This window comes from Virgibacillus pantothenticus (assembly GCF_018075365.1).
GTDB classification, from domain to species: domain Bacteria; phylum Bacillota; class Bacilli; order Bacillales; family Amphibacillaceae; genus Virgibacillus; species Virgibacillus pantothenticus.
This window is the reverse complement of the sequence record NZ_CP073011.1, coordinates 1,173,417-1,199,841: the sequence shown is the minus strand read 5'-3', so window position 1 is coordinate 1,199,841 and position 26,425 is coordinate 1,173,417. Positions and strand designations below refer to the sequence as shown.

Annotated in this window: 32 protein-coding genes; 15 read left to right on the top strand and 17 right to left on the bottom strand. The window is 37.5% G+C overall.

Features of this window, described 5'->3' with window-relative positions; translation table 11 throughout:
- Positions 1-508 precede the first annotated feature (508 nt).
- Positions 509-1,513, top strand: a complete 1,005-nt coding sequence (locus KBP50_RS05680; RefSeq protein ID WP_050350398.1) for a potassium channel family protein — start codon at positions 509-511, stop codon at positions 1,511-1,513.
- On the opposite strand, the gene KBP50_RS05675 is transcribed toward KBP50_RS05680, so the two are convergent.
- Positions 1,484-1,906: a YugN-like family protein gene (locus tag KBP50_RS05675; RefSeq protein ID WP_050350397.1), complete on the bottom strand. Its 423-nt coding sequence runs from the start codon at positions 1,904-1,906 to the stop codon at positions 1,484-1,486. The two genes, KBP50_RS05680 and KBP50_RS05675, sit on opposite strands and share 30 nt — an antisense overlap.
- Positions 1,907-2,092: 186 nt before the next feature.
- Between KBP50_RS05675 and yugI the strand changes: the two genes are divergently transcribed.
- Positions 2,093-2,458, top strand: coding sequence for a S1 domain-containing post-transcriptional regulator GSP13 (yugI, locus tag KBP50_RS05670; RefSeq protein ID WP_050350396.1), 366 nt, complete (start codon positions 2,093-2,095; stop codon positions 2,456-2,458).
- Positions 2,459-2,498: 40 nt separating this feature from the next.
- Here yugI and KBP50_RS05665 read toward each other — a convergent pair whose 3' ends face one another.
- Positions 2,499-2,738 carry a DUF378 domain-containing protein gene (locus KBP50_RS05665; RefSeq protein ID WP_050350395.1) on the bottom strand — a complete coding sequence of 80 codons (240 nt, stop codon included), beginning with the start codon at positions 2,736-2,738 and terminating at the stop codon, positions 2,499-2,501.
- A 147-nt stretch (positions 2,739-2,885) separates the two neighbouring features.
- Here KBP50_RS05665 and KBP50_RS05660 point away from each other — a divergent pair, with 147 nt between their 5' ends.
- On the top strand, positions 2,886-4,232 hold the full coding sequence (locus KBP50_RS05660; protein WP_050350394.1) for a glucose-6-phosphate isomerase: 1,347 nt from the start codon (positions 2,886-2,888) through the stop codon (positions 4,230-4,232).
- 284 nt (positions 4,233-4,516) lie between these two features.
- Here KBP50_RS05660 and KBP50_RS05655 read toward each other — a convergent pair whose 3' ends face one another.
- The gene (locus KBP50_RS05655; protein ID WP_156875268.1) at positions 4,517-4,699 is read right to left on the bottom strand and encodes a hypothetical protein; all 183 of its coding nucleotides are present in this window, start codon (positions 4,697-4,699) and stop codon (positions 4,517-4,519) included.
- Positions 4,700-5,299: 600 nt separating this feature from the next.
- On the opposite strand from KBP50_RS05655, the gene KBP50_RS05650 reads away from it, so the two are divergent.
- Entirely contained in the window at positions 5,300-6,472 is a 1,173-nt protein-coding gene (locus tag KBP50_RS05650) for a MalY/PatB family protein (protein ID WP_050350392.1), read from the top strand.
- A gap of 108 nt (positions 6,473-6,580) precedes the next feature.
- On the opposite strand, the gene KBP50_RS05645 is transcribed toward KBP50_RS05650, so the two are convergent.
- Positions 6,581-7,153, bottom strand: coding sequence for a superoxide dismutase family protein (locus KBP50_RS05645; RefSeq protein ID WP_050350391.1), 573 nt, complete (start codon positions 7,151-7,153; stop codon positions 6,581-6,583).
- Between the two features lie 476 nt (positions 7,154-7,629).
- Positions 7,630-7,812 (bottom strand): hypothetical protein, encoded by a 183-nt coding sequence (locus KBP50_RS05640; protein WP_050350390.1) that lies wholly within the window; start codon positions 7,810-7,812, stop codon positions 7,630-7,632.
- 314 nt (positions 7,813-8,126) lie between these two features.
- On the opposite strand from KBP50_RS05640, the gene kapB reads away from it, so the two are divergent.
- A complete protein-coding gene (gene kapB / locus KBP50_RS05635) occupies positions 8,127-8,504 on the top strand; it encodes a kinase-associated lipoprotein KapB (protein ID WP_050350389.1) in 378 nt (125 codons plus the stop codon).
- 154 nt (positions 8,505-8,658) lie between these two features.
- On the opposite strand, the gene KBP50_RS05630 is transcribed toward kapB, so the two are convergent.
- Positions 8,659-8,922, bottom strand: a complete 264-nt coding sequence (locus KBP50_RS05630) for a phosphocarrier protein HPr (protein ID WP_050350388.1) — start codon at positions 8,920-8,922, stop codon at positions 8,659-8,661.
- A gap of 455 nt (positions 8,923-9,377) precedes the next feature.
- Here KBP50_RS05630 and deoD point away from each other — a divergent pair, with 455 nt between their 5' ends.
- The 3 genes from deoD (at position 9,378) to KBP50_RS05615 (ending at position 11,803) form a co-directional block, all read left to right on the top strand.
- Positions 9,378-10,085, top strand: coding sequence for a purine-nucleoside phosphorylase (gene deoD, locus KBP50_RS05625; protein WP_050350387.1), 708 nt, complete (start codon positions 9,378-9,380; stop codon positions 10,083-10,085).
- 278 nt (positions 10,086-10,363) lie between these two features.
- Positions 10,364-10,963 carry a biotin transporter BioY gene (locus tag KBP50_RS05620; RefSeq protein ID WP_050350386.1) on the top strand — a complete coding sequence of 200 codons (600 nt, stop codon included), beginning with the start codon at positions 10,364-10,366 and terminating at the stop codon, positions 10,961-10,963.
- Between the two features lie 363 nt (positions 10,964-11,326).
- Positions 11,327-11,803: a divergent PAP2 family protein gene (locus tag KBP50_RS05615; protein WP_050350385.1), complete on the top strand. Its 477-nt coding sequence runs from the start codon at positions 11,327-11,329 to the stop codon at positions 11,801-11,803.
- A gap of 526 nt (positions 11,804-12,329) precedes the next feature.
- Here the strand turns inward: KBP50_RS05615 and KBP50_RS22450 are convergent.
- Together KBP50_RS22450 and KBP50_RS05605 are read right to left on the bottom strand one after the other, a co-directional pair.
- Positions 12,330-13,064, bottom strand: coding sequence for a 3D domain-containing protein (locus KBP50_RS22450; protein WP_269466272.1), 735 nt, complete (start codon positions 13,062-13,064; stop codon positions 12,330-12,332).
- Between the two features lie 178 nt (positions 13,065-13,242).
- Positions 13,243-13,554, bottom strand: coding sequence for a YuiB family protein (locus KBP50_RS05605; RefSeq protein WP_050350384.1), 312 nt, complete (start codon positions 13,552-13,554; stop codon positions 13,243-13,245).
- Between the two features lie 335 nt (positions 13,555-13,889).
- Here KBP50_RS05605 and KBP50_RS05600 point away from each other — a divergent pair, with 335 nt between their 5' ends.
- Entirely contained in the window at positions 13,890-14,063 is a 174-nt protein-coding gene (locus KBP50_RS05600; RefSeq protein WP_156875269.1) for a DUF6366 family protein, read from the top strand.
- A gap of 318 nt (positions 14,064-14,381) precedes the next feature.
- On the opposite strand, the gene KBP50_RS05595 is transcribed toward KBP50_RS05600, so the two are convergent.
- On the bottom strand, positions 14,382-15,611 hold the full coding sequence (locus KBP50_RS05595) for an NAD(P)/FAD-dependent oxidoreductase (RefSeq protein ID WP_050350457.1): 1,230 nt from the start codon (positions 15,609-15,611) through the stop codon (positions 14,382-14,384).
- Between the two features lie 462 nt (positions 15,612-16,073).
- Here KBP50_RS05595 and KBP50_RS05590 point away from each other — a divergent pair, with 462 nt between their 5' ends.
- Entirely contained in the window at positions 16,074-17,087 is a 1,014-nt protein-coding gene (locus tag KBP50_RS05590) for an NAD(P)/FAD-dependent oxidoreductase (RefSeq protein ID WP_210967621.1), read from the top strand.
- A gap of 324 nt (positions 17,088-17,411) precedes the next feature.
- Here KBP50_RS05590 and KBP50_RS05585 read toward each other — a convergent pair whose 3' ends face one another.
- The 3 genes from KBP50_RS05585 to KBP50_RS05575 form a co-directional block, all read right to left on the bottom strand.
- Positions 17,412-17,768 (bottom strand): HesB/IscA family protein, encoded by a 357-nt coding sequence (locus tag KBP50_RS05585; protein WP_050350456.1) that lies wholly within the window; start codon positions 17,766-17,768, stop codon positions 17,412-17,414.
- Between the two features lie 259 nt (positions 17,769-18,027).
- Positions 18,028-18,894, bottom strand: coding sequence for a diaminopimelate epimerase (dapF, locus tag KBP50_RS05580; RefSeq protein ID WP_050350382.1), 867 nt, complete (start codon positions 18,892-18,894; stop codon positions 18,028-18,030).
- A 9-nt stretch (positions 18,895-18,903) separates the two neighbouring features.
- Complete coding sequence (locus tag KBP50_RS05575; RefSeq protein ID WP_050350381.1) at positions 18,904-19,236, bottom strand: YuzD family protein; 333 nt, start codon at positions 19,234-19,236, stop codon at positions 18,904-18,906.
- A gap of 146 nt (positions 19,237-19,382) precedes the next feature.
- Here KBP50_RS05575 and KBP50_RS05570 point away from each other — a divergent pair, with 146 nt between their 5' ends.
- Positions 19,383-19,607, top strand: a complete 225-nt coding sequence (locus tag KBP50_RS05570) for a NifU family protein (RefSeq protein WP_050350380.1) — start codon at positions 19,383-19,385, stop codon at positions 19,605-19,607.
- Positions 19,608-20,144: 537 nt separating this feature from the next.
- Here the strand turns inward: KBP50_RS05570 and KBP50_RS05565 are convergent.
- On the bottom strand, positions 20,145-21,107 hold the full coding sequence (locus KBP50_RS05565) for a 2-hydroxyacid dehydrogenase (protein WP_050350379.1): 963 nt from the start codon (positions 21,105-21,107) through the stop codon (positions 20,145-20,147).
- Positions 21,108-21,285: 178 nt separating this feature from the next.
- Complete coding sequence (locus tag KBP50_RS05560; RefSeq protein ID WP_050350378.1) at positions 21,286-22,260, bottom strand: protein kinase family protein; 975 nt, start codon at positions 22,258-22,260, stop codon at positions 21,286-21,288.
- 123 nt (positions 22,261-22,383) lie between these two features.
- On the opposite strand from KBP50_RS05560, the gene KBP50_RS05555 reads away from it, so the two are divergent.
- Positions 22,384-22,896, top strand: coding sequence for a phosphatidylglycerophosphatase A family protein (locus tag KBP50_RS05555; RefSeq protein WP_050350377.1), 513 nt, complete (start codon positions 22,384-22,386; stop codon positions 22,894-22,896).
- A gap of 55 nt (positions 22,897-22,951) precedes the next feature.
- Here the strand turns inward: KBP50_RS05555 and KBP50_RS05550 are convergent, their stop codons facing one another.
- Together KBP50_RS05550 and KBP50_RS05545 are read right to left on the bottom strand one after the other, a co-directional pair.
- Positions 22,952-23,728: a TIGR01457 family HAD-type hydrolase gene (locus tag KBP50_RS05550; RefSeq protein WP_050350376.1), complete on the bottom strand. Its 777-nt coding sequence runs from the start codon at positions 23,726-23,728 to the stop codon at positions 22,952-22,954.
- Positions 23,729-24,075: 347 nt separating this feature from the next.
- Positions 24,076-24,522: a DUF86 domain-containing protein gene (locus KBP50_RS05545; RefSeq protein ID WP_050350375.1), complete on the bottom strand. Its 447-nt coding sequence runs from the start codon at positions 24,520-24,522 to the stop codon at positions 24,076-24,078.
- A 109-nt stretch (positions 24,523-24,631) separates the two neighbouring features.
- Here KBP50_RS05545 and KBP50_RS05540 point away from each other — a divergent pair, with 109 nt between their 5' ends.
- On the top strand, positions 24,632-24,901 hold the full coding sequence (locus KBP50_RS05540; RefSeq protein WP_050350374.1) for an SAV0927 family protein: 270 nt from the start codon (positions 24,632-24,634) through the stop codon (positions 24,899-24,901).
- Between the two features lie 105 nt (positions 24,902-25,006).
- Positions 25,007-25,261 (top strand): hypothetical protein, encoded by a 255-nt coding sequence (locus tag KBP50_RS05535; RefSeq protein WP_050350373.1) that lies wholly within the window; start codon positions 25,007-25,009, stop codon positions 25,259-25,261.
- Between the two features lie 12 nt (positions 25,262-25,273).
- Here the strand turns inward: KBP50_RS05535 and KBP50_RS05530 are convergent, their stop codons facing one another.
- On the bottom strand, positions 25,274-25,558 hold the full coding sequence (locus KBP50_RS05530; RefSeq protein WP_050350372.1) for a YutD family protein: 285 nt from the start codon (positions 25,556-25,558) through the stop codon (positions 25,274-25,276).
- 152 nt (positions 25,559-25,710) lie between these two features.
- Between KBP50_RS05530 and KBP50_RS05525 the strand changes: the two genes are divergently transcribed.
- Positions 25,711-26,250 carry a YhcN/YlaJ family sporulation lipoprotein gene (locus KBP50_RS05525; RefSeq protein WP_050350371.1) on the top strand — a complete coding sequence of 180 codons (540 nt, stop codon included), beginning with the start codon at positions 25,711-25,713 and terminating at the stop codon, positions 26,248-26,250.
- Positions 26,251-26,425: the final 175 nt, after the last annotated feature.

The following is a 26,425-nucleotide window of genomic DNA, read 5'->3' as shown; positions in this document are numbered from 1 at the left end:
AAGATTATCCGCTAAAGTTGTTGCGTACTGTTACTTATATGGAAACGAAAAGTTTTTTCAGAGGGACTGTATTTACTGCCAGAACGAATTGCATTTTCCACAGTTCCTCTTCTGCATTTCGTTTACTATCTTGAATACTATACCATGTATCATAAGGAAATCATATTTTTCATTACAAGTAATGTCTCGTATGGCGAATAAACTTTTTTCGTTATTCAAACACGAAATGGAAATAAATCTTTAATCAGTAGGGGTTTTTATTTACTCCCACTGATTTTAGTACCACAAGGAACGTAACGTAAAGTCGTCTTACGCAATAGGGCATTTGGGTGTTATTATCGCCCACTTTGAGTTGCTGTAGTACAGATTATCCAAATACTGAAGTTGGAGTCTTACAACACCTATATACGAGATAAATAATAGCAGGCTATTCCATTATGATGTGATGATTATGAAGAAAGACATTTACGGTTTCCTTCGAGAAAGCATGTAGAGTCAGGTGAGTAATGTGAGCATTCGTCTTATTAAACAAATCTATTTTAAGCTTCCTTTATTAATCAAACTGCTAATTAGCATTTTTTTATTTATGTTCATTTTCGGATATCTTATTCATATTGCGGAACCAGATCAATTCCCCTCCATTTTTGACGGTATATGGTGGGCCTTCATCACTGGGGCAACAGTTGGTTACGGAGACTTCGTGCCGTTAACCCCTATTGGGAAATTAGTGACTATACTGTTAATTTTAACAGGTTGCAGTTTAATTGCTTTTTACATTACTTCTTTGGCAGCTTCCACTTTTCGTCAGGAACAGGCCATCGAAGAAGGAAAAGTAGCGTTTAAAGGAAGTCATCACCTTGTACTCATTGGTTGGAATGAAAGGAGCAGGCGATTAATTGAATCCATTGCTCAGTCCAATTCACACATTCAAATGGTACTTATCGATACGACACTAGGGCATGTATCATTTTCTGATTATCCCGTTCACTTTATACAAGGTGATCCGACAGAGGATGCCGTTTTAAAAAAAGCAAATATTAAATTAGCAGAGCGCGTATTAATAACAACAGACACTGCCAAAAATGAACGTGACGCTGACAACATTACTATTTTGACGGCTGTTGCTATTCGTGGAAATCACCCAACCATTCCGATTATTGCAGAAATTGTTACGTCTACGCAAATTGAAAATGCACATCGCGCTGGAGCTACGACGATTATTCGCTCCAATGATTTTACCAGTGTGCTGTTTTATCAAGAGCTATTTCGGCAAGCAAGGTCCAAACCATTTGAAGATGTTTTTCATCTGTTAGGTACCCAACAATTTTACCACGAAGAAGTACAAAAAGATCTGGAGGGTGTATCCTTTCAAGATACAGTTGCTCGATTACGGAATAAACAACAAATTCTGTTAGGAGTTATCCGTGCTGACCGCTACCATATAAATCCTTCGCCTACATTCCGCTTAAAAAAAGGGGATCAGTTAATTGGACTCATTCCGTGGGGTAAGTAATGCTGCTTCCACTTCCTTAATACATTCTTTTCCTATGTCTATATATGTTTTAGGAATCTCCGTATCTGGGTCCGTTGGGGTTTGGAATTGATTAACCAGCCCCTGTATAGCCCCATTCCTGCTATCTTGATCATTTCCTTCCTCATATTGATGCCCCAGTAAGAACGGCTGCTGAATACGGACTGTAACACCTGGTGAGTCTAAAGACCCCGCAATGGCTTCAAACGGAATTCGCAAAAAGAAATACGTACTTCGATCATCCAGCTTAATATCAAAATACCCATGATCATATTCCCAATTCGATCCTATCACGAAACCAATGGGCTTTAGCACTTCCTCCATTTTATATAAGTTATAGGTTTTATTTTCTAAATTTGATTGTAAAGGTACCATTTGCTTTTCTCCTTCCATCCTAAAATAATAGAGCATGTTAAAAAATCTGCTTAAAGACATATTCGTTCATGCTTTGATGATCTAATATTAACGGGGTGCTACTCTTATGTTTTGCTACATACCCATTATTATGCTAAAATATTTTATTGTGTAAAAAGAAACGAATAGAAATAGGAGTTGTTCAGCATGACAAGCAATTTTGAGATTGGACAAATTTTGGATGGAAAGGTTACTGGAATTCAACCATATGGTGCTTTTGTAGCTCTAAATGAAGAAACACAAGGTCTTGTTCATATTTCTGAAGTAACCCATGGATATGTTAAAGATATTCATGATCATTTAACTGTTGGTGACGAAGTCAAAGTAAAAGTTTTACAAGTAGATGAAGAAAAAAATAAAGTTTCTTTATCAATTCGTGCCACCCAAGAAGCCCCAAAGGCAAAACCAAAGCAAGTTAAGCAAAAGCAAGAAGAAACAGAACCAGCTGGATTTAATACACTGAAAGATAAATTAGAAGAGTGGATGAAACAATCCAGCTACAATAGAAAATAACTATAAGGCAAACTCCCTTACATGAGTTTGCCTTATTTATTTATCGTTTTGCTCTTTCTGGTTCTCGCTGATCTGCAAAAGCTTCATCGGTTTTAAATAACAGTGGTATCAATACAAGCCCACTAAGCCCAACTAATGTATAGATAACGCGGGCAAATGCTGCACTTTGTTCACCACCAAATATCGCAGCCACTAAGTCAAACTGAAATAAACCAATTAAGCCCCAATTCACTGCACCAATAATTGTAATCGCTAAAGCTGTACGTTGTATACCATTCATGTTTACAACCTCCTTCCTTTAGTATCTAGAATAGTTTTTGTAAAATGAACGGAGATTATACAGTTTCTTTCTTGATTTCCCACCGCCTCTTGGGTAAAGTGAATATTGTAACAAACTTTATTTTATCTCTTCGAAGGAGGATTACAAATGACTCACGTAACATTTACGTATAAAAAAGCTCTTCCATTTATGAATGAGCAGGAACTAGATCATTTAGAGAATGCAGTAGAAGCAGCTCATCATGCGCTACATAATCGAACTGGGGCTGGAAGCGACTTTCTTGATTGGATTGACTTACCTGAAACATACGATAAAGAAGAATTCAAACGAATAAAAGAAGCTGCAGAAAAAATTCGCAACCATTCGGACGTGCTGTTAGTAATCGGTATTGGTGGATCTTATTTAGGAGCAAGGGCTGCACTAGAAATGCTTAACCACTCTTTTGTACATTATTTAGCTAAAGAGGAGCGTCAGGCACCACATATCATATTTGTTGGACACCATATGAGTTCCACCTACATGCAAGATTTAATGGACGTTTTAAAGGATAAAGATTTTTCCATTAACGTTATATCTAAAAGTGGTACAACAACAGAGCCAGCAATTGCCTTCCGTATTTTCAAGCAACTATTAGAAGAAAAATATGGCACCGAAGCTGCAAAAGAACGCATCTTCGCTACAACGGATAAAGAAAAAGGCGCTTTAAAAGCATCTGCAGATCAAGCAGGATATGAAACATTTGTTATTCCTGATGGTGTCGGTGGACGTTATTCTGTTTTAACAGCTGTAGGGCTCCTTCCAATTGCTGTAAGTGGCGCTTCCATTGATGATATGATGCATGGTGCTCGTGATGCGATGAACGATTTTAACGATCCAAATTTAAAAAATAATGCTAGCTATCAGTATGCTGCTGTTCGTAACATTCTTTACAATAAAGGAAAAACTACGGAGTTACTTATTAATTATGAGCCAAGCCTACAGTATTTCGCAGAATGGTGGAAACAGTTGTTTGGGGAAAGTGAAGGTAAAGATCACAAAGGTCTTTATCCATCTTCTGCTAACTTTTCAACTGATTTACATTCATTAGGACAGTATATTCAAGAAGGGCGCCGTAATATTTTCGAAACCGTGCTTCGTGTACAAGAGCCTAAGCATCAATTAACGGTAGAAAGTGATCCTGTTAATGCCGATGGATTAAATTATTTAGCTGGAAAGACGATTCATGAAATTAATGACAAAGCTTTCCAAGGGACGCTTCTTGCCCACACGGATGGCGGAGTACCGAATCTTGTCGTAGAAGTCCCTAGGCTGGATGCTTACACTTTTGGCTATCTTGTCTACTTTTTTGAAAAGGCTTGTGCGGTCAGCGGCTATCTATTAGGTGTTAATCCGTTTGACCAACCAGGTGTAGAAGCATATAAAAAGAACATGTTTGCTCTTTTAGGTAAACCTGGATTTGAAGAAGAAAGAAAAAACCTGGAAAACAGATTATAAAATGAAACTTCAATCAGGGGGTTGTTCGTTCATCTCTACCGCAAGAGTATGACTTGACTAGCTTGAACGAAGCGTGGATTTGGGGGCTGTTCTCCCTCATACTTTCTTTGTCTACTTGGACTCCTTCAAGCGGGGGTTACAGCAACTTACATGGACAGGCATAGTGGGGGTTTTCAATCCCCACTTTTTCTTTTTTCCATATTGAATTTGTTTTACAAATCAATTAACTTATGGGTGCTACATTCTTTAAGAGAAAAGCAACTATTAAAGAAGCACCGAAAAGCTTAGCCATCCAGCGTAAAAATGATAAAAATGTATGTATTATGTTTAAAATATTTTTTATTGGGTAAACTAAGGAATGTAAGACTTTCTCGTATTCCCCCTGTAGGCAAAGCGCTAACATCGCTTTGCTTTTTTCTTTTGTTATAAGCACGACGCTTCTTTTTCATATAATCTGTTTCGTACATTTGGGATGTGAACATGAACAAGAGAAGTACTTTTTCTACGTGTTAGCCTCCAACATTCTAACTGTTGCTAAAAATGAAACCAGATTTTAGGTTCCGTTATCTTCTACTTTGGATCGCCTCCAAATCTTAAAGCTGGAGTCTGACGGATCTCACATACGGGGTAAATAAAGTTTATGTTCCCACCATCGGTTGCTTTGTCAAATTGCTGAAACTATTGCAAACCCTCTATATTTCCAAATACAGGATAGAAGTAAATCTCAGTGAAGGTTTTCATTCATCCCCCACTGATTGTTAGTACTGTAAATGGGATGACCTAAAGACCGCTTACGAAATAGGGCATTTAGGTGCTGTTATCTCCCACTTAGAATGGTTGCAGTACAGATCATCCAACCCCTTGCAGCATCTTATATACGGGGTAAATAAATTCAAATATTCATTACTCTGCTCTTTCAGGATTTGATGAACATGTTATACTATAGATATGTGTGCGAGCAGATGGTACGTAGGTGATCCGTTCATAACAAAAAACCGGATTGCGAACTATGTCTCCAACAAAATTAATATTCTAATAAAGCTGAAAAACAAAAAGGAGGCTGGGAAATGAATATATTTGAAGTACAACATGATAGAAAAAATACCCGATCGGTAAAATGGGATATGTTAGAACCCGTGTTTCAGACGGACGATGTATTACCGATGTGGGTAGCAGATATGGATTTTAAAGCTCCAGATAAAGTAAACGAAGCACTCATTGAGCGTGCTAAACACGGCATTTATGGCTATACGATGGTGGACGATGCCGTCAAAGCATCGATTGTAAACTGGATTAACCGCAGACACCAATGGGAAATTAACCCTAACTGGTTATCGTTTAGCCCAGGTGTTGTAACGAGCTTACATATGGCAGTGCAAGCATTCACAGAACCTGATGACAAAATCTTGATTCAAACACCTGTCTACACACCTTTTTATAATGTAATTAAAAGTCACGGCAGGCAAATCGTTAAAAATCCCTTGCGCTATGAAGACAACTACTATCAGATTGATTTTAACGATTTTGAAGAAAAGTTAAAGCAAGGCGTAAAGGCGTTTATTCTTTGTTCGCCACATAATCCAGTTGGTCGCGTATGGAAAAGAGAAGAACTGGAACAATTAGCCAGATTATGCTTAGCATATAACGTGCTTATCATTTCAGATGAAATACATTGTGATTTAACTTTCCCTGGTGAAATTCATATTCCAATCGCGTCCCTTTCAGAAGAAATTAACAATCAAGCGATAACGTGCATGTCACCATCAAAAACCTTTAATTTAGCGGGCTTACAAGCTTCTTATATTGTTACTGCCAATAAAGAGCTAAGGGAAAAAATAAATAATCAATTGTCAAAACAAGGTGTGCATGAACTTAACACCATGGGAAACACTGCCTTAGAAGCTGCATATATACATGGAGACCAATGGCTTGATGAACTCCGTGAAGTACTAAAAAGTCATAAAGAATATGTCCAGAAAATGTTTCAAACACAGGTTCCTTATATTACTGTTACAAACTCAGAAGGAACGTATCTGCTTTGGATTGATTGTAGCACGTTAAAAATGGAGCCTGATGCACTTCGAAAATTTATGATCCAAGAAGCCAAGGTGGGTTTAAATACTGGAAAAGATTATGGAGAAGAAGGTTCGAGTTTTATGCGAATGAATATCGCTTGTCCGAGAGTAACCTTGGAAGAAGGAGTTAACAGGATCATTCAAGCTATACAAAACATAAGGTGAAGCAGCTTTTCACCCACCTTGTTCTAGATATAGCAGAGAAAAAGCAGGCAACGTGCTTAACCACTTTAGCCAAGCCTGCTTTTTTGCATGAGCAAAATTTCATTGAACTTACTTTTCTGATTCGTCATTATTTTGCGTTGGATCTGTTGGTGATTTTTCACCTTTACTTTTTTCTTTTGTCAATGTTCCACAAATAATTCTTTCTCCAGAATCGCCTCCTGGTTGACTCATTCCGTCATCTTCGTTTTTCGTAACAATAATGGATGTACCTTCTCCAGAAGTTAATGAATTCTTTCCATCCAATAAAGTAACTTGTGGCAACATTAGATCAGCATTAACTACTCCACTCGCATCGGCTTCTATATTTGGCAAGTCCCCTAAGTGGGGACCTTCAGGGTGCATCAGGCCATGTTCTGCGCCTGTAGGATTAAAATGATTCCCAGCAGATGTAAAGTCTGGTCCTTCGCATTTAGCGTACTCATGGACATGGATGCCATGAAACCCAGGTTCCAGCCCTTCCAGTTCTACTTTTACCTTCACTCCATCGGCTTGTTCACTAAAGGTTGCTGTTCCAACCATGTCACCGGATGAATTGTACATTTCCGCCTCTCTTGTTTTTTCGTCTTCCGGTTGGCAAGCTACCATCAACAGGATAAGTAGAACGAATAGAAATAGTCGCATGATTTCGATTCCACCCTTTCTTTTTACTTAGCTTTCCCGTTGATTAAAGAGCTACTCATATGTTATAAAATTGTTTTAATTTAATGTTCAAATGGTATGTCGGAAGTCATTTTCTTTTTTTCTAGTTTAGATACGAATAACAAATCATCCTTCAACCTCATTCCATATGCTTTTGCTTTAACGTGACAAAGGCGCGGGGCACCCGTTTAGCGACATAGCGAATGGAACGGATCAACCGGAATAAAGGAATCATGCCACTAAAACAGGGGTATACCGACGTCTGGGCGGTAAGCCCGTTTTTAGTCGGCCTTCCTCTAGCGATGAATCGATGAGGCCTTATCGTAGGGCGCATTTCGTAAAGTCGCATCGTTGCTGGTCTCATGCGCCGGACGTGGCTATTCGGTTATTTCGTTATCCACAAGTACCTCATTTTATAGGTTCCTATATAAAAAACCCTCTTTTTTTTATAAGAGGGCTCATTTATCACGTGATTCATTTAGTTCGTGATGATATTCTTGCTTGAATTTTTTTTCGTCTTTTTTTGACTTTTTATAAATAATGTACATAGTGATCCCTGCAGCTATAAAAAACACGACTAATGTAATAATGGCAGGGATATATTCCGATTTATCCTCTGGAAAATAAAGAAAAGGCATCATTTCCCCTCACATCCTCCCACATCATTATATCAAACTTATCATCATTACCTAAAGATATAAAGCAAATTGTTCGTCAAATCTTCCGTACTGGAAAAACCATCTCGCTTTCCATCCTATGAAGTCAAAACTCAATAAAGTAAGCTGCAATCAATCTGCCCGTATATGACCGATTCTATTCAGAGTCCTTTAGACATTGATTGATGGTAATATCCAGTAATAGAAAGAGAAAGACCTACGAATTGAAGTTATACTTTATTTTTGGCAAAATAGAGAAAAAGAGCATATTTTTTTATTACAGAAGGAGGCTGGTTAGAATGGCAGACGTAGATATCGGGGAAATGGTAAAAGCACATTATCGATCAGGCACCTATATCGGAAAAGTGATTGCAGATAAAGGAGACCGTTATGTAGTAGAAGTGCTAGCTGTAAAAAAACATCCGATGCAAGGAGACTTACATAACCCCCATCAGACAGAAGGCGTTTTCTTTCATGAACGGAAGGCACTAGCATTTGGCGAAAAAACCAACGTAAAAAAAGCGGCAGTGCATCGCTTCACTGAGACTGTACCTGATTATGCAGATTCATTAAAACAAGCCGTTGAAGAATATAAGCAAAAGCTATCGCAGGAGGATTCCGCTTATAATCAAGCTGCACTTACATGTTTAAACAGACTGGAAAAAGCATACTATTAACGCGTGATCAGAAACACCTGTAAAACGCATGCCATTCTTCATGTCTTTTTACCAGGTACAGGTATACACTGCGTTACTATAGAATCAAAGTTTGATTTTGCATCATCTATCTCAAAGTAAAAAACTGTCAGCTTTTATGCTGACAGTTTTTCTATTATTCACCAAGATGCTCTTTAATAACCTCTTCGATACCTTTAAGTGCTTCATTTTCATCTGATCCATTAGCAGAAATTTTAATTTTTGCTCCTTTAGGGATACCAAGTGACATAACACCCATGATGGACTTTAAATTTACCGTTTTATCATTGTAACTAATTTCTACTTCAGACTCAAACTGTCCTGCTTTGTTAACCAAAAGTGTAGCTGGACGTGCGTGTACTCCAGTATCTGCGGTAATTGTAAAAGTTTTTTCTGTCATTTTCCTTCATCCTTCCAAAGAAATTATCTTGTAATGTAATGTTAAAAATTATTAAAATGGCTCAGCAAGCATAGGATTTATCTATCTTTTATACCAACTTTAATCCGCTTACTTTTCCCAACGTAATTAAAGATGATACCCCCTGCTTCCTTAACCTTGTTTTCTCCTACTGGAACAAGCTTTATAAGTATAAGGTATACACTTCATCCAAGTGAAAAACTGAGCTAAACCTATTATATACAAAAAAATGATTTTTTGAAACAAAAAAGTGTTTTTTTTAATAAAATGTTGTATTTTTTGTTTAAACAGCGAGGAACATTATTTGCTTCTTCATTAACATACGTTTTCCAACAATAAATTATTCAACACTCCTTATTTCTTGGCAGTTGTTTTTAGCGAACGCCTATGATACCGTTATCTTGAAGGCTATTCAATATTATAAGGAGGCAATCATTATGAGTGTACATATTGGTGCAAAACAAGGAGAGATCGCTGATAAAATTTTATTGCCAGGAGATCCACTTCGAGCAAAATTTATCGCTGAAACTTTCCTGGAAAATCCAAAACAGTATAATGAAGTAAGAGGCATGTTAGGGTATACAGGGACATATAAAGGTGAAAAAATCTCTGTCCAGGGAACAGGCATGGGGATACCCTCTATATCCATATATGTGAATGAGTTAATTCAAAGCTATGACGTGAAAAAATTAATTCGTGTGGGTACTTGTGGTGCAATTCAAAAGGATGTAAAAGTGAGAGACGTTATACTTGCTCAAGGTTCCACAACTGATTCGCAAATGAATCGAATGGTTTTTGGAGGGATTGACTACGCACCGTTGGCCGATTTTGAGCTTCTAAAGAACGCCTATGATGCAGGTATTGCTAAAGGATTGAACTTAAAAGTGGGCAATGTATTTACAAGTGATACCTTCTACCGTGATAACGCAAAAGAAGTTAACGAAAAATTAGCAGCTTATAAAGTGCTAGCTGTAGAAATGGAGACAACAGCCCTTTACACATTAGCTGCAAAATTTGATCGTCAAGCGTTATCAGTATTAACTGTCTCCGACCATATTTTAACAGGGGAAGAAACTACAGCCCAAGAAAGACAAACAACGTTCCATGAAATGATGGAGGTAGCTTTAGAAGCGGCTATTAAATAACACCCGCTAATTAAAAGGTCTTCATAAACATCTATTAGACAACAAACATGTTTCGATCATATTTCCTACCATCGCGTATCCTAATAGAGATACGCGATATTTCTTTCTTTTTTATCCTTTTTAATACCCTATTTTTCAATTCATCACTCCTTAAAGTTCTATCCTCTCGATTGTTAACTTAATACGAAACAGGTTGACAAATAAATCAGAAACCGATAATATTATTTCTATCATGCACTATTAATTATATATTTCTATAGGCAAAAGGGGGAAACTTTATGAAACAACTCAAAACAATGGATCTTACATATGGAGCTGTTTTTGTTGTATTAATGGCAATTGGAGCAAATATTACCGTTTGGTTTCCGATGTTAACCATACCAATTGGTGGAGCTGACGTACCATTATCCTTCCAAACATTTTTTGCTATTCTTGCAGGGTTAATGCTCGGAAGGAAACTAGGCAGTTTTTCAATGTTGGCATATATGCTCATAGGTGTAGCTGGTGTCCCTGTATTTGCTGGACTATCAGCTGGACCTCGGATATTTATCAGCCCGACTGGCGGATTTGTGATATCATTTATTTTTGTTGCTTTCTTTGTCGGTTGGATAGTAAATAATCGTAGCAAAGACTATTCTTTAATTCGCTATTGTGTAGCAGCCTTTATTGGTACATTTATCAATTATTTTATCGGGGTAACATACATGTATGCAGCTTCCAATATGTGGTTGGACGTGCCACTTAGTTATGCCTTGGCTTGGAGCGGTATGATCCCATTTTTAATTAAAGATATTGCTTTCGCTGTTTTAGCTGCATTATTTATGGAGCGTGTTGCAAAAAGAATTCCTATTTTAAGTCGTGCTAGATTAAGTGGATAACAATAGGCTTCCCTCAAATTATTTTGCTACCTGCACAGAGACTTAAGCAAAACGGGAAAGTGCCCTCTAAATGGGTAAAAGCACGAGAGAGCCTTACATGTATACCTAAAAAAATTACGTATATCCATTTATTAGGGTACCTAAATTAGCATTCAAAGCACTTTAAAGATTTTCATGCTTAATGAACACAGGCTAATTCATCAGCATTACTATTTTCGAGACAAACACTTCACCATCAAAGTTTACAGGCAAAAATTTCATGCGTGTCATTCTCCCTTATGGTAAGATAACATTATGTAAGATAAGGTGCATATCTTCCAGCAACAAGGGATACACTTTTTTGAAGAGAGGGTGTTTGGCAGCATGGAACTATTTTTGAATTATCCATTATGGGCAGCATTAACAGCAATTTTTTTGGCTCAGGTAATTAAAATACCTATTGCACTTATTGTTACCAAAGAATTTAAACCCGACTTAGCTTTTAGTACTGGTGGCATGCCTAGTAGTCATTCAGCAGCAGTTGCAGCATTAACTACGGGTGTAGGTATTGTACAAGGTGTATCCTCTACCATGTTCGCCATTTCTTGTGTTTTCAGTGTCATTATAATGTTTGACGCTACTGGTGTAAGAAGGCAGGCAGGCGAACAGGCAATCGTTTTGAATCAACTTATCCGTGATTTCCAACTGTTTATAGGCGGAGCAAAAGATTGGCCAAATAAAGAAGAATATGAGAAAAGACAGGAACTTAAGGAACTGCTGGGACACCAACCCATTGAGGTATTGGTTGGAGGTCTTACAGGAGTGTTCGTAGCGTTTATGCTTTATGTTTTTCTTTATTAAAAGGACCATTATTTTAGCACACCAAGCAAAGTTATCATAGAACAAAGGCGCAAGCGCCCGTTTAGCAAGGTAGCGGAATGGAACGAATCAACTAAAGATAAAGTGAACCCAATCAGCGGGGTTTTCTTCATCCCCGCTGATTGTTAGTACCACCAGGGTATGACCTAAAGGCCCTTGAACGAATCGGGGATTTAGGTGCTGTTACCTCCCACTTAGACTTGTTCAGCTTGCATCTTCTAGTGGGAGTCTACAACGCCTTTTTACGGGATAAAGGAATCATGCCACTAAAAACAGGGGTATGCCGACGCCTGAGCGGCAAGCCCGTTTTGAGTCGGCCTTCCTCTTTGTGACGAACCGATGAGGACTTATCGTAGGGCGCATTTCTAAAGTCGAATCGTTGCTGGGTGATGGAGCCGGACGTGACTAGTCGGTTATTTCGTTATCCCCAAGCACCTCATTTTATAGGTTCCTATACAAGGAAAAGGTATCGCTAATCGCGATACCTTTTTCATCATTACAGGTTAGTTTAGTCACCCGTTATATTCTGTCTAAACACTTGTAATGCTTTATTCTCATTTAACTGTTGCAGTTGTTTTTCGGTTAATTTTCCATTGCCTTTTTCGATCATGTATACATCCACTCGTTTTTTTCCCCATTGATTATAGACATCTTCAACTGTCTCATAATATAAATCAATTTTATTACCTGTTATAGCACTGCCTTTATCAGCCACTACTCCAAAACCATAGTCGGGAATAAATAGAATCGTTCCTATTGGATAAACAGATAAATCTGCAGCTATAGTAGAATACAAGTCTCGCTTTACTTGAACACCCGAATAAGTGATTCCATATTCTGGATGATCGCGATTTTTCCCTGTAGACTCTATACCAGCTGTATAACCCGTTGCAACAACTTTTTCACTTGGATATTGTTCATAATTAACCGCTTCTTCTAACGTTTTTACATGGTCAATTTGATTGCTGGATATCTGACGCTTTTCCTCTTTTGCCTGATGGAAACCTTTTTCTTCCAAATTTGTTTGTCTAGTAGAAACATGCTTTCCTTTTATCATATCCTCTTGTTCGCTTAGTTTTTGTACACCATAAGAAGCATACGGCCAAAGCTTAGCGGAAGCTTCAGACACACCGTTTAATGCCATAATAACAAAGCTGCATGCAGCCACAAATAATAAACTCATAAACATTTTTTGCATAAGATTTTTGGTTTTCATGAAAAACACCTCTTTGGATGTCATCATGTCCAATCCCCCAAAAATTATACACCATTCTATTAAATTGCTTATGCAAAAAAAGAGTATAAAAGGGTTATGATATTCATTATACTCGCTTTTTCGAACTGTTCATTACGTTTAACAGGCATTCTTATTATCCATAAAGTAACAGGTTTGAAGTTGTTTATTCTTTTGAAACAACTGTTTAAAACATTTGATATCCGCTCTTCCTTAATAAACGAATGACAATACCTGATACAATCGTACCCGCAAACCCAGCAGCTAAGATAGAAATATCTACAGCAGTAAGTTCTGTCAAACGCGTCATTAACTTAGAAAACGTTTCACTCGTTTTGGTAAAATAATTCCATGTTGATGTATTATCGACAATGATAATAACTACTAATGGATAGATAAACGCCATCAACCAAGTCGTGCGTAGAAGCATATTCAAAATAAACGCGATTCCAAAAAAAATAACGAAATATAATAAGATAGATACTACTAATTGAATCAAGCCTTGTTTCTCCCTTCCAATCAACCCTTTGTTATCTTTTATATCATCTCTTTCTCCATCATTTTAAAGGAAATTATTAAAAAAGCAAAGCTAACTTCCTTGAGCTTAGTTTACTAATAATTTTTTAGCCAATAAAGTGAATCTTTAGTCAGTACGGGTTTCCATTCATCCCCACTGATTTTTAGACTAACGAATCGGGATTTAGATGCTGTTATCTCCCACTTAGACTTGTTGTGAGTACAGATTATTTAACTCCTGAAGTCGGAGTTTTACAGCACCTTAATATACGGGATAAAAACGTAAAATCATATAATAGCTAAAATGGAGGTGAGAGCATGAATGAAAATAAAGAAACTCCCGAAAGAAAAAGGAAAAGATTAAGACAAGAAGAAGGAAAAAGCAACCCAGGTGGTAATTTGAAAGATACAATTAATAGAGATAGTAACGGAAGTATGATTGATTTAGTTGAAGGGATTGGGCCGACGTCTAGACGGCAAATCCGTTTTTAGTCGGCCTTCCTCTTAGCGACGAACCGATGAGGCCTTATCGTAGGGCGTATTTCTAAAGTCGCATCGTTGCTGGGCGATGAAGGACTATTCGGTTATTTCGTTATCCCCAAGCACCTCATTTTATAGGTTCCTATAAATAACAAAAACCTGAGTCTCCTAAGATCTCAGGTACCTTTTACTGGTTACATTTTCCATATTTTTGGTTGCCGATAAAGAATTATTCTTACAATTGACCAGAACTAGATAAGGGAATTTTTTAAATAATATAATGGCTGCAGTTTGTTATATAAGTCGATATCCGTTAATAAACATTTATGATTACTGATTTACACGTGGAAAAATATTAAACTTCCCTTTTTTTAACAATAATCGAAAACCACCAAGCTTAAGAAGGTAACGATTATCAATTATTTTTTTCATGACTGTAGCTTTCCATCCTAAAATCTTTTTACTTTTAAAGATGACTCCAATAGCATCTTGTTCTCCCAATGAAGCGACTGTTCCAAGAATATTTGGTTTGAAGCCTTCCATCTCCTGGTTGCGTATATAAGCTTTTATATTATAAGCCACTGCTTCTGATTCTTGGATAGCAATTTGTGCCGTTGGTGGATATGGCTTACCCTTTTCAAAATCCATAATTAAAGCGCAATCCCCAATGACAAATACATTGTCGTATTCAGGTGAACGCATATCATTATTTACTTCAATTTTACCTTGATTGGTAGTAAAACCTGATTCCTTTATAATCGAATTAGCTTTTACTCCAGCCGCCCACACTGTGGTATAGGTAGGTATTTTCGTTTGCATACCATGTTTTTCAAATAATACACTTGTTGGTGTACACTCTTTTAAAATAGCACCAGTAATAAATTCTACACCACGAGCTTCTAAAGAATTCATTGCGTATTCTACGAGTTGCTCATCAAATCCAGGTAAAATTGTCGAAGACCCTTCAATGTTAATAATCCGCACGTTTTGTTTATCCACATTGTATTTTTCACAAAGCTCTGGAACACGATTTGCAAGTTCGCCCAAAAATTCTATGCCTGTAAACCCGCCACCTCCAATAACAAAGGTTAGTCGAGCTGGATTTTTTTCTTCTTCCTTATGAAACACGGCAAAATTATGTTCAATATGTTCACGAAGCTGACGAGCATTCTTTATATTATTTATTGTAAATGCATGTTCTTCTAAACCAGGGATATCAAAGGTAGCTACTTCAAAGCCTAACCCAATAACAAGCACATCATAATCCAGCACTGTATTTTCCAACATTACTTTTTTCTCTTTTGGTTGAATAGACAGTACTTTATCTTGAATAAAATCAACTTTTTGCGGATGAATAATGTCTTTAATACGTATTTTTGTCCGCTCATCACGAATAGTCCCTGCGGCATTTTGATGCAACCAAGTGGTTTGGTAATGATATTCATTGATATTTACTAAGGTTATCTTAGCTTCATCCGTGCGTAAAGATCGTTGCAATTTTGTTACAGTCATCATACCACCGTAACCAGCGCCTAAAACAACTATATTTTTTTTCTCCATATCCATCACTTCCATTTATTCCCTTTCCAGAAAAATTTGTGACACATTTCACTTGAGTATGCTTATAAAAACCATCACTATAGCTCATAGTTAATTATGGTAAGATGATCATTTCAAAAAAATTCATTATAATTATATATTTCATGTTATTCTCACACATAAATATGTTAGTTAACTTATAATTGCAGATAATTTTTCTACTTCTATAGTCTATCATATATCTTATTGCAGCAGATGAATTGCTACGTTATTGTGTAACCAAAAATTCATTTCATTGTCACATAATCGTAAAATAGTTCCTTAGTTATAGTAGCCTGTTTAGATTTGCTTTTCAAGCCTATCCTAAATATACCTAATTATATGATTTTTCACAATAAATAAATAAATATAACCAGATCTCTGACTCATGAGTACATTTATATTCTATTTTATTTAAGATATGATAGTATAAAATATGTCGTCATGATTATTTTGAATGGAGGGATTATAGTGACAAATGATATATATGATGTCACCATTATTGGTGCAGGCCCTGTCGGCTTATTCACCGCTTTTTACGGTGGAATGCGTCAGGCAAGTGTAAAGATCATTGAAAGCTTACCACATACTGGGGGGCAGTTAACTGCTCTTTATCCAGAAAAATATATATATGATATTGCTGGTTTTCCAAAAATAAGAGCTCAAGAATTAATAGACAACTTGGAAGAACAAGCTAATATGTTTCAACCTAAAATTGTGTTAGAGCAAGCAATTGAGCAAGTTGAAAGACTTGAGGATGGGACATTAAAATTAACTTCTGATAAAAATGATATTCATTATACAAAAACAATGATTATAACTGCCGGCAATGGTGCATTTCAACCTCGTAAACTAAATGTAGACAATTGCGAGCAATTTGAAGATATTAACTTGCATTATCATGTCAAAGATATGAATCGGTACAAAGATCAGCATGTACTGTTATTAGGCGGTGGCGATTCTGCTGTCGATTGGGCACTAATGCTGGAGCCGATTGCTAAGAAAGTAACCCTAGCCCATAGACGCGATACGTTTCGGGCTCATGAACACAGTGTTGACAAGCTATATGCTTCTAATGTTGACATACTTACCCCGTTTGTCCCGAGCAGTATTGTTGCAAAGGATCGAATTGAACAAGTCATTTTAGACGAAGTAAAAGGCGAACGTAAGGTAGAGTTGGATGTAGATGCAGTTTTATGTAATTATGGCTTTGTTTCTTCACTAGGACCAATTAAAAACTGGGGACTTGAGATTGAGCGAAATAGTATTGTCGTTAATTCTAAAATGGAAACAAACATACCAGGTATTTATGCAGCCGGAGACATTTGCACGTATGATGGGAAAATTAATTTAATCGCTACAGGATTTGGAGAAGGACCGACTGCTGTTAATAATGCGAAACATTACATCGATCCGAAAGCTAGAATACAACCAAAACATTCAACGAGCATGTTTTAAAACAATCCTTCAAGTTACAGCTACAGCCAAGCTTTGTAAGCTTGGCTGTTTTATTGAAGAAGCTGAAATAAAGTGAATCTTCAATCAGTGGGGGTTTTCATCCATCCCCACTGATTGTCGTGCAGTAATGGTATGACCTAAAGGCCTCTTACGAAATAGGGCATTTAAGTGCTGTTATCCTACTTGGACTTGTTGCAGTACAGATTATCTAACTCCTGAAGTGGAAGGTCTTACAGCACCTTATATACGGGATAAAATTATTACTGTAAAACAACGTTCCCTACTAAACAAAAAGCTGAAACTACCAGATTTCAACTATTCGTATTAACAATCGCCAGGCGTGCCGACTTTATCTTTAGTTCTAAACGAAGATCCACAACCACAAGATATGATGGCATTTGGATTATCAATACTAAAACCGCCACCCATCATATTTTGTTTAAAATCTATCGTTGTGCCTTCTATAATTGGAATATCTTGATTATTTAGTACTACAGGGATGCCATTTATTTCTTGCACTGTATCTAATTCTTCATTAATGTCGTATTCAAACCCTAATGCATAGGATAGCCCACTACATCCGCCACCTTGTACTCCAAAACGCAAATGAACACCGTCTGATTCTTCTTTCATCATCTCAACAATTTGCAGTTTGGCATTGTCTGTAATCGTAATCGTCATCACACAAATCTCTCCTTTCCAAAGTGCTTATTTTAAGTATACATCTCTATTCATAGCCGATCAACTTTACCGTTCTTTCGTTTTCTTTGGTATACATATGCTATTTGTCATCATAATGCTATAGCTGAAGTGCATCAAGTGAAACTTCATTCAGCAGGAGTTTCCCTCACCTCCTGCTGAATTGGTTGAATAATTGGGCATCTAGGTGTTATTATCTCCACTTAGACTTATTTGTTTTTACCTTCTTGAAATAGAAGCCTTACAGAACCTTACATGGGGAATAAAAAACCCCTGTAGCAACGGTCTCTGCTCCGCCAGTCATCCAAACATTTCCATCTGCGTCCCATGTAATATCCAAGTCTCCTCCAGGCAAATGCACGGTAACGGATTCATTACGTTTTAACTGACCGTTTAACACCCCTGCAACCACCGCAGCACATGCTCCAGTACCACATGCTTGTGTTATTCCAGAGCCTCGTTCCCAGACACTGAAATTGATTTCTACTGGGGAAACAATCTCAATAAACTCTACATTGGCTCCTTGCGGGAAGCGTTCATCTTTTTCAACCAGTGGACCTAGTTGAGACACCTGCTCCCCATTTATCTGATCCACTAAAAATACTGCGTGCGGATTCCCCATTGATAATGCTGTTAACTCCAACGTTTGTCCTTGAATTTCAAATGGTTCACCAATAACATGCTGTTTCGGATTGCCTTGCATCGGAATAAGTTCGCGCTCCAAATGCGGTTTCCCCATATTAATGGTAACTTGGTCTACTTTTTCATTTGTCACTTGTACTTCTGCTTCAACTATATTGGCTTTCGTTTCAATTCGAAATCGCTTTTCAGCTACTATTCCTTGTTCAAATGCATACTTCGCAGTACAACGTAATCCATTCCCACAGCTTTGTCCTTCTGAACCATCCTTATTAAAGATTCGCATCCCAACATCAGCGGTTTCACTCGGATGTATGATAATCAGTCCATCTGAGCCAATTCCTGTATGGACATTGGAAACACTTTTCGCCAATTCTGATAATTTTTCTTCTTCTACTGTATATTGGAAAAAATCTAGATAAATATAATTATTTCCTAACCCGTGCATTTTGATAAAAGGTATTTGCATAAACTGTCCTCATTTCTGCGATGATTGTAATGGTAAATCATATTGGTCCAATGCTTGGTAAATGTCTTTCAACCGCGGAATCCCTTCAGCTACCATCTCATCATTAACAAACACGATCGGATAAAATAAATCTTCATCCATAATACGTTTGGCAAAGTTTTGATGTTTTTCCATTGATGGAGGCTGTTCTATATCAATATACTCATACGTTATCGACTCTGTATTATATTTACGTCCTAAAGCCGCTTGTAACCACTCAAACGTGTCTTTTGAGCCAGGAGCACCAACACAACTAGCACATATCTGCTCTGCTCCGTAAACCGTAATCACAATCTCACTCATGCTTTTCCCTCCATTCCATCCATTGATATCTTTTATTTTACAAAAAGTCGAATCAAAGTTAAAATAAAATTGATTATCTGCTTCGTTAAATAGATTTTTCAATGTATTCGTTTTATAATAGATAAGAAGAAAGGAGAAGATGGATAATGCGTGAACAAGTACAGGAAGTGTTAAATAAATTACGTCCATTCTTGCTGCGTGATGGTGGCGATGTGGAACTAATTGATGTTGATGAAAATGGCATTGTGCTTCTTCGTCTCATGGGTGCTTGCGGGAATTGCCCTAGCTCAACCATTACATTAAAAGCAGGAATTGAACGTGCACTTATGGCTGAAGTCCCAGGTGTAACTGAGATCGAACAAGTATTTTAAAAATCTCCGGATAGAGCAATTATAAAGAAAATTTTCAAGCAGTCGGGGGCTTTCGTCACCACTGGTTATTCTAGAACAAAGGCGCAAGCGCCCGTTTAGCAACGTAGCGAATGGAACGAATCAACTAAAGATAAAGGAATCACGGTGAGGTAACGAACCGATGATGACTTATCGTAGGGCGCATTTCTAAAGTCGCCTAGTTGCTGGGCTCATGCGCCGGACGTGGCTATTCAAGCCCCTAATTTTATACTTTCTTATTCTAGAACAAAGACTAAAACCGAAACGTCCTTGAAAAAGAAAAACGCTTTTTCTGCGTGTCACGCCTCTAGAGATCGACGTCTTGTCTCTCTGAGCGAATTGGGAATTTAGGTGCCGTTATCTTCCCCTTAGCGACCATGTGGGTCTTACGGCACCTTACTATACAAGATATAAAGAAGGCGTTAATTCAAGGAATGCCTTCTTTTTTATGCTTGGTTATTACTTCATTTTCTGTTTTTTAAACAAATAGTGCTCACCATTCGTTTCCCTAGATTTCCATTAGACGGGTGTTTTTGGAGATTCCCCGTTAAGCACAGCAGCAACATTATCTAGACATAATTTCCACATATTCGTTCTCGTTTCCACACTTGCTGATCCAATATGCGGCAAAGCAACAACATTTGGTAGCTGTAGTAGTGGATGATTCTTCTGTATCGGTTCCTCTTTAAACACATCCAACCCAGCTGCTTGAATAACTCCGCTTTGTAACGCATGAATTAAATCCGCTTCATTTACTACCCCACCTCGGGAAATATTGATAAACACAGCTGTTTCTTTCATCATTTGAAATGCATGAGAATTAAACATGTCTTTCGTTTCATGGGTAAATGGTACGACGGAAACTACAAAATCTGCTTGGTTTAATAAATCATGAAAACTTACATAAGTTACTCCTAGTTCTTTTTCTGCTGCTTCATCCCTCGAACGATTATGGTATACGATATTCATTCCAAAGCCTTGTGCACGTCTAGCCATCGCTTTGCCAATTCTCCCCATTCCTACAATACCAATGGTTTTATGATGAACATCAGCACCTGCTAGCAAATAAGGAGACCACTCTTTCCATTCTCCCTGTCTAATAAAATTATTAGCCTCTATGAGACGTCTCGCAGTTGCCAATAGCAAAGCAAACCCTAAATCAGCAGTCGTTTCTGTTAACACATCAGGTGTATTCGTTACAATGATACCTCTTGATTTTGCCGCTTCTATACAGATGTTATCGTACCCAACAGCTAAATTAGCGATTATTTTTAAATGGTCGGCATCTTTTATAAGTAATTTATCAATGGAATCACTCACCATACAAATCAATGCATCTGCTATTTGCAAATGTTTACGTAATTCTTCTCTGGGAACTGGAGTTTCTTCTTCCTCCCAACAGAAAAATGTAAATTTTTCTTCATAGGCTTTCGATAATTCTGTTGGTATGTTTCTTGTCACGTATACCAAAGGTTTTTTCATTTCCACTCCTCCTCTAGCGATAGTATGCATGAGAATTCAAAAGAAAACGAGCTTAAGTAAGTTAAAAATTTCTGCATACAACTTCAGCTATGAACAATGTTTTTTCATCTGAAAATTTCCAAGCAAAAAAGATGTGCCTCAAGGTACGAACGTTTTTTTACAGCGCCTAAATGATCTACTACAGCCAGTGTAACACAGGAATCTGTAAAAGGTCACAGTCCAGTTCCGCCCATTCAAAAAAACGACTGAGATTAGCTTCATACCTGGCTTGAAGCCGCAATAATTCCTCCAATTGCTCAACCCCGTCACCCTTTTGCTCTGCTAATAGATTTCGTTCTAAACAGTCATATAAATGAATAGGAAACAATAATCTGGCATACACTAAACGCCAGAAAAAAACCGAGACCGGTCGTATGGTTTGATATTCCCGCAAGAAATGAGTAACTGCTGCTTGTGGATTTTGTTGAAGAAATGCTTGTCGCAAAAATTCTGCAATATCTCTAGCCGGATGATCATATACTAATTCCATTGGCCACATAACAGGCTGCTGCAATTGGTCCATATATCTACGAAAAGCGATGGTACCTTGATCCGATTCTTGAAAGCGTAATTCCTGATCACTCTCCCCAATATACTGAATGGCATTTTCACTAAGACCGATAATATAAGGTAACACATCCATGGCCAATCGATAATAAGGAGTTGCTTTTTCTTGAGCTGCTTTTTCCAAGGTTTGTTCCATCCAGCTTACTTTGTCAATCCAAAGCTGCTTCCATTGACCATAGCTGGAAATAGCTTTCGGTTCATAGCTATACTGACTCCCCATTTGATGAAACTGTGCTAACATAGAACCACTTGTAGCTTGATGAGAAGGACCAACATCGGTCCCTTGCACGACAATGCAATGCTTATCTTGATAAGGAGTAAGCCACTCCCCTTGATGATTTGGAATCGGAATCGCCATATGATTATAAGAATTTTCTGCTATATAGTAGGCAACTACTGCTTGCTCCATATGTATAATTTCATTGTTTTCAATAGAAGTGATAAAATAAACATATTGGCCAGCCTGATAACATTCCTTGCCCGCAACCCACCGTTTTGTTTCTGGATGAATCTTATAATGTTCGTAAAGCCAATCACTAATGTGCAAGTGTATACCTCCTTATATGGATTCTTTAAAACAATACGTTATTTAAGAACGTCATATGCTTTTATAACAGTTTATGATACGAGTGCAAGGAATTTTCACAGAAAAATGAAAGGATGATGAAGAATGGACGAAAATACGAGTCGAAGTGAATTAGAAGTTAAGGCTAGACAATGGTTAACAGAGCGAGGCGTGACATTAGATGATATTGCAGAGCTTGTATACTACTTACAATCCAAATACCATGAAAATTTAACTCTTGACGTGTGTAGGCATAACGTGGACCGTGTCCTTAAAAAACGTGAGGTTCAAAATGCTATTTTAACTGGAATTCAATTAGATGTCCTTGCTGAGAATAAGCAATTGCAACAGCCCTTACAAAAAACGATAGATACAGACGAAAGCTTATACGGGGTTGATGAGGTGATTGCTTTATCTATTGTTAATGTTTACGGCTCGATTGGATTCACCAATTATGGGTACATTGATAAACAAAAGCCCGGTATATTAAAGAGGTTAAATGATAAATCTACAGGTGAATGTCATACTTTTTTAGATGATATCGTAGGAGCAATTGCAGCAGCAGCTTCCAGCCGTTTGGCGCATGGAACTGGTGAGGATGTTTTATTAGATGACTAAATAGCAAACAGGAAGAAAATAAACTTTCTTCCTGTTCTACTGTCTTTACGACGTACTATAGCTTCTCCATCCATTCTTTAAGGTTGTGCACATAATGCGTAGGCGCAACGGCTAGTTGCTTATAATCCGAAAATGGAGTAACACCCGTAAATACCATTAACGTATCTATCCCCGCTTGTATCCCAGCTTGGATGTCGGTTGCGTAATTATCACCGACCATTAATGCCTTCTCCTTACTTAACCCCAATACTTCAAGCGCTTCTTCCATGATAACTGCTTCAGGTTTTCCAATAAAAACAGGATCAACACCGGTGCATATCGAAATGACAGCGGTAAGGGAGCCGTTGCCTGGCAATAGCCCACGTTCATTTGGTATAGATTTATCTCCATTGGTTGAAATGAACGTTGCTCCATTGCGAACTGCAATGCTCGCTTTTGCCAGCTTTTCATACGTAATATTTCGGTCAATTCCGATAACAACCACATCGCAGTCTTCTGTTTCCGTAATGGTATGCCCTTCTTCCCGCAAGGCTTTATGTAAGCCTTCCTCCCCAATAACGTAGCAACGAGAAAGCCCGTGATTTGCTTTAATATAAGAAGCCGTAGCTAGACTTGTCGTGACGATTTGACTAGGTTCTGCTGGTATGTCTAGCTTCCTTAATTTAGCAGCCACATCTTCCTGTGTTTTAGAAGAATTGTTCGTTACAAATACGTAGGGAATTTGTTTATGATGCAATGTCTGTATAAAATCAGAAGCATAAGGAATAGGTTCATTCCCTTGATACATCGTCCCATCTAAATCGATTAAATAACCTTGATATGCTTTTGTCATCGTTGTTCCACTCTCCTATTTTAAACACCAAATAAACAGCTGCTATCAGCTGTTTACACGGTATAGTTATGTTTATTCCAAATGTAAGGTGCCACACTATCCGCTTCCAAAATTTAGACAGGAGATGACGGCACTCAAATTCCCAATTCGTTGGGCTTATAAGCTGTCGTTTACCAAGTTGTGACACGGAGAAAAAATGTTTCCTCTTTTTCAAAGGCAGAAAAACTTGGAAAGTGACACCTCACACGCAGAAAAAGTGTTTTAAAAGGACGTTATGCTGCGCTCTTACCCTTTGATCTACTATTTCAGGAGGCTCAACGAAAAATCCTACTGATTGAATACTTGCTTTATTGTGAGCCGTTAGTAAACGCATGTGTAACTTGCTGATGTTCCTCAGTGAGATAATTGCGTATATAGGTTGAAAACTGTTTATAATCATCGAGATATGTTTGTATGGTTTGCATTATCTTATCATGATCCACATTTGCATAATCTGAAATCAACATTCGCCTCAATGTGATCAGTTCTTTATACGCATTCTCCTTTTCAGGCGGGAGTACTTTTTCATCCAGTAAAATGTCAATGATATCATGATAGCTTCCTGGATCGCGCATAATAAATCCATCAATCATCATATTGCCAACATCAAGTGTAGATTCGATGAATACGTGTACAGCTCGTTCCAAACATAGTTTTTCTTTTATTGAGTTAGGACGGTCCAATTCCAATATATGAATTAATTTATCCATATAATGCAATGTCGCCTCTAGCTTTTTTCGATCAACAAAATACATCGGTCACCCCTCCAACAAGGAATTACCATTATCATATCATATTCTGTAGGATTATGAAGCAAAACATGATATAGTTGGGAAAATAACACTTTTCAAAATGGGGGATATAATGGGCAAAAAATATGATGTGATTAATGATGAAACAGTAAGAAAAGACGTACGTTATGTCAGTTTTATGGGGCAGTTACAACGATATGATTTAGCCATTTTAGATGATCATGAGGATGCAAATAAAAAGCTGATTATAAACCTACGCAAAAACCGTTGCTTATCCATTGGAAAAGAAGATTTGCAGGATAAAGGTGTTATTGAACACACTTTCAAGGAAGCGAATATGGAAGCTGACGAAATTCGCCACTTCCTACAGAATAATCTTTAATCCTTTTAGCATGCTTTTCCCTTTAATTGTTAAACGTAAAGCTTTAAATATGGGATACATTAATAATGTATCGCTTGTTTTACAATAAGGAAGGTGAAAGGAAGCATGAAGAAGAAGAAAGACTATAGTGATTTTTCAAATGTAAAGCATTCGCATGATCGATTAATACCTGAAGAATTTCCGGAGGGAGCTTTTGGGTCGCCTGTGAATGAGGCTAAACCAGTTGAAGGTAAATCCACTCCTTGGGAAAAAGGGCAGCACCGAGATAGCGCCTTTGTTTATCCAGACCGTGAACAACATCAAGATGTTCCTAGAAGGATACAGGGTTCTCATATTATCCATGACGAAAAAGAGCAGTAGAATGCACCTTGGCTACTGCTCTTTTGCAGTCAATTTTCTTAATACGAAATAAGCACAACCAAAATTACAGTATTCATATAAATAATCCTCTAGAGCATTAATTTTCGCATCGACTGGAACTTTCACATGCTTATTATCATAAAAACCCTTTAACCGTAATTGATCATATCCCCAATCACCAACAATATAATCATACTTAGCTAGAATGTCGGAATATCTTTCCTTTACAACACTTTCCTGAAATCCACCTTTATGATCTTCAACCAGTTCATACATTTTTCCAAAAAGTTCAATCATACGTGTTCCCCCCACGATACTTTATCTTCTCAGTTTAACACCTTTTCTCAAAAGGCTCCAGAAAAATACAGTATGTTTTCTAATGGAGTAAACAAACTAATGATGATCCTTGAATGAGGAAATCGGTTATAGAATGGAGGGAAATTATTCCAATGAAGAAGATAGTTCCAATTGGTTTTGCTGCAATCTTTTTAGCTACCGGTTGCATGGATAATGACACCGCTACAAATGAAAGAGACCGTATTCAAAATCAACTTGATCCAAATAACGAATTACAAGCTCCCGCTGATGAGGAATTGGATAACAGACTAGGCTATGTTCGTTATTCAAAAGAACAAATTAATAATGACACCGAAGATCAACGCTCTATGCGAATGGATCGTACAAGAATGGCAGATATGATTACGCGAACGATGTTAAGAGCAGACGCTTTCGAAGAAGTGGCTACATTGGTTACGGATGAAGAAGTGCTGATTGCTTATGAGAAATCAAACGATACCGATAAAGAAAAAGCAACCCAAATAGCAGAAAAGACTGCCGCATCCATTATGCCTAGCTATTTTGATATCTATGCCACCGATAACACGAACCTTATTGATGATATCCAAAGCTTGCATAATTCGACGACTACAGAGGGCGACTACGATAATACAATTGAAAAAATCATTCAACAAATGGAAGAATCAAAATAACTCGTATGGAAGGACAAGCGTAATTTTTCGTTTGTCCTTGTTTTTAACAGATTATTATTTTGAATTCGCTTTCCCCATCTGTTTTCCATTCCTTTAAAACTTATATACACTAAATAATTGCTTGAACTTATCCATTACCTTGCATATTAAAAAGCACATATGGAAAAGTTAAACA

What these genes read in the sequence shown, in the direction of transcription:
- KBP50_RS05675 (WP_050350397.1), bottom strand. Translation starts at nt 1,906, where the DNA reads ATGGTACCTTTACAATCAAATTTAGAAAATAAAACCTATAACTTATAT.
- yugI (WP_050350396.1), top strand. Translation starts at nt 2,093, where the DNA reads ATGACAAGCAATTTTGAGATTGGACAAATTTTGGATGGAAAGGTTACT.
- KBP50_RS05665 (WP_050350395.1), bottom strand. Translation starts at nt 2,738, where the DNA reads ATGAATGGTATACAACGTACAGCTTTAGCGATTACAATTATTGGTGCA.
- KBP50_RS05660 (WP_050350394.1), top strand. Translation starts at nt 2,886, where the DNA reads ATGACTCACGTAACATTTACGTATAAAAAAGCTCTTCCATTTATGAAT.
- KBP50_RS05655 (WP_156875268.1), bottom strand. Translation starts at nt 4,699, where the DNA reads ATGTACGAAACAGATTATATGAAAAAGAAGCGTCGTGCTTATAACAAA.
- KBP50_RS05650 (WP_050350392.1), top strand. Translation starts at nt 5,300, where the DNA reads ATGAATATATTTGAAGTACAACATGATAGAAAAAATACCCGATCGGTA.
- KBP50_RS05645 (WP_050350391.1), bottom strand. Translation starts at nt 7,153, where the DNA reads ATGCGACTATTTCTATTCGTTCTACTTATCCTGTTGATGGTAGCTTGC.
- KBP50_RS05640 (WP_050350390.1), bottom strand. Translation starts at nt 7,812, where the DNA reads ATGATGCCTTTTCTTTATTTTCCAGAGGATAAATCGGAATATATCCCT.
- kapB (WP_050350389.1), top strand. Translation starts at nt 8,127, where the DNA reads ATGGCAGACGTAGATATCGGGGAAATGGTAAAAGCACATTATCGATCA.
- KBP50_RS05630 (WP_050350388.1), bottom strand. Translation starts at nt 8,922, where the DNA reads ATGACAGAAAAAACTTTTACAATTACCGCAGATACTGGAGTACACGCA.
- deoD (WP_050350387.1), top strand. Translation starts at nt 9,378, where the DNA reads ATGAGTGTACATATTGGTGCAAAACAAGGAGAGATCGCTGATAAAATT.
- KBP50_RS05620 (WP_050350386.1), top strand. Translation starts at nt 10,364, where the DNA reads ATGAAACAACTCAAAACAATGGATCTTACATATGGAGCTGTTTTTGTT.
- KBP50_RS05615 (WP_050350385.1), top strand. Translation starts at nt 11,327, where the DNA reads ATGGAACTATTTTTGAATTATCCATTATGGGCAGCATTAACAGCAATT.
- KBP50_RS22450 (WP_269466272.1), bottom strand. Translation starts at nt 13,064, where the DNA reads ATGATGACATCCAAAGAGGTGTTTTTCATGAAAACCAAAAATCTTATG.
- KBP50_RS05600 (WP_156875269.1), top strand. Translation starts at nt 13,890, where the DNA reads ATGAATGAAAATAAAGAAACTCCCGAAAGAAAAAGGAAAAGATTAAGA.
- KBP50_RS05595 (WP_050350457.1), bottom strand. Translation starts at nt 15,611, where the DNA reads ATGGAGAAAAAAAATATAGTTGTTTTAGGCGCTGGTTACGGTGGTATG.
- KBP50_RS05590 (WP_210967621.1), top strand. Translation starts at nt 16,074, where the DNA reads ATGATTATTTTGAATGGAGGGATTATAGTGACAAATGATATATATGAT.
- KBP50_RS05585 (WP_050350456.1), bottom strand. Translation starts at nt 17,768, where the DNA reads ATGACGATTACGATTACAGACAATGCCAAACTGCAAATTGTTGAGATG.
- dapF (WP_050350382.1), bottom strand. Translation starts at nt 18,894, where the DNA reads ATGCAAATACCTTTTATCAAAATGCACGGGTTAGGAAATAATTATATT.
- KBP50_RS05575 (WP_050350381.1), bottom strand. Translation starts at nt 19,236, where the DNA reads ATGAGTGAGATTGTGATTACGGTTTACGGAGCAGAGCAGATATGTGCT.
- KBP50_RS05570 (WP_050350380.1), top strand. Translation starts at nt 19,383, where the DNA reads ATGCGTGAACAAGTACAGGAAGTGTTAAATAAATTACGTCCATTCTTG.
- KBP50_RS05565 (WP_050350379.1), bottom strand. Translation starts at nt 21,107, where the DNA reads ATGAAAAAACCTTTGGTATACGTGACAAGAAACATACCAACAGAATTA.
- KBP50_RS05555 (WP_050350377.1), top strand. Translation starts at nt 22,384, where the DNA reads ATGGACGAAAATACGAGTCGAAGTGAATTAGAAGTTAAGGCTAGACAA.
- KBP50_RS05550 (WP_050350376.1), bottom strand. Translation starts at nt 23,728, where the DNA reads ATGACAAAAGCATATCAAGGTTATTTAATCGATTTAGATGGGACGATG.
- KBP50_RS05545 (WP_050350375.1), bottom strand. Translation starts at nt 24,522, where the DNA reads ATGTATTTTGTTGATCGAAAAAAGCTAGAGGCGACATTGCATTATATG.
- KBP50_RS05540 (WP_050350374.1), top strand. Translation starts at nt 24,632, where the DNA reads ATGGGCAAAAAATATGATGTGATTAATGATGAAACAGTAAGAAAAGAC.
- KBP50_RS05535 (WP_050350373.1), top strand. Translation starts at nt 25,007, where the DNA reads ATGAAGAAGAAGAAAGACTATAGTGATTTTTCAAATGTAAAGCATTCG.
- KBP50_RS05530 (WP_050350372.1), bottom strand. Translation starts at nt 25,558, where the DNA reads ATGATTGAACTTTTTGGAAAAATGTATGAACTGGTTGAAGATCATAAA.
- KBP50_RS05525 (WP_050350371.1), top strand. Translation starts at nt 25,711, where the DNA reads ATGAAGAAGATAGTTCCAATTGGTTTTGCTGCAATCTTTTTAGCTACC.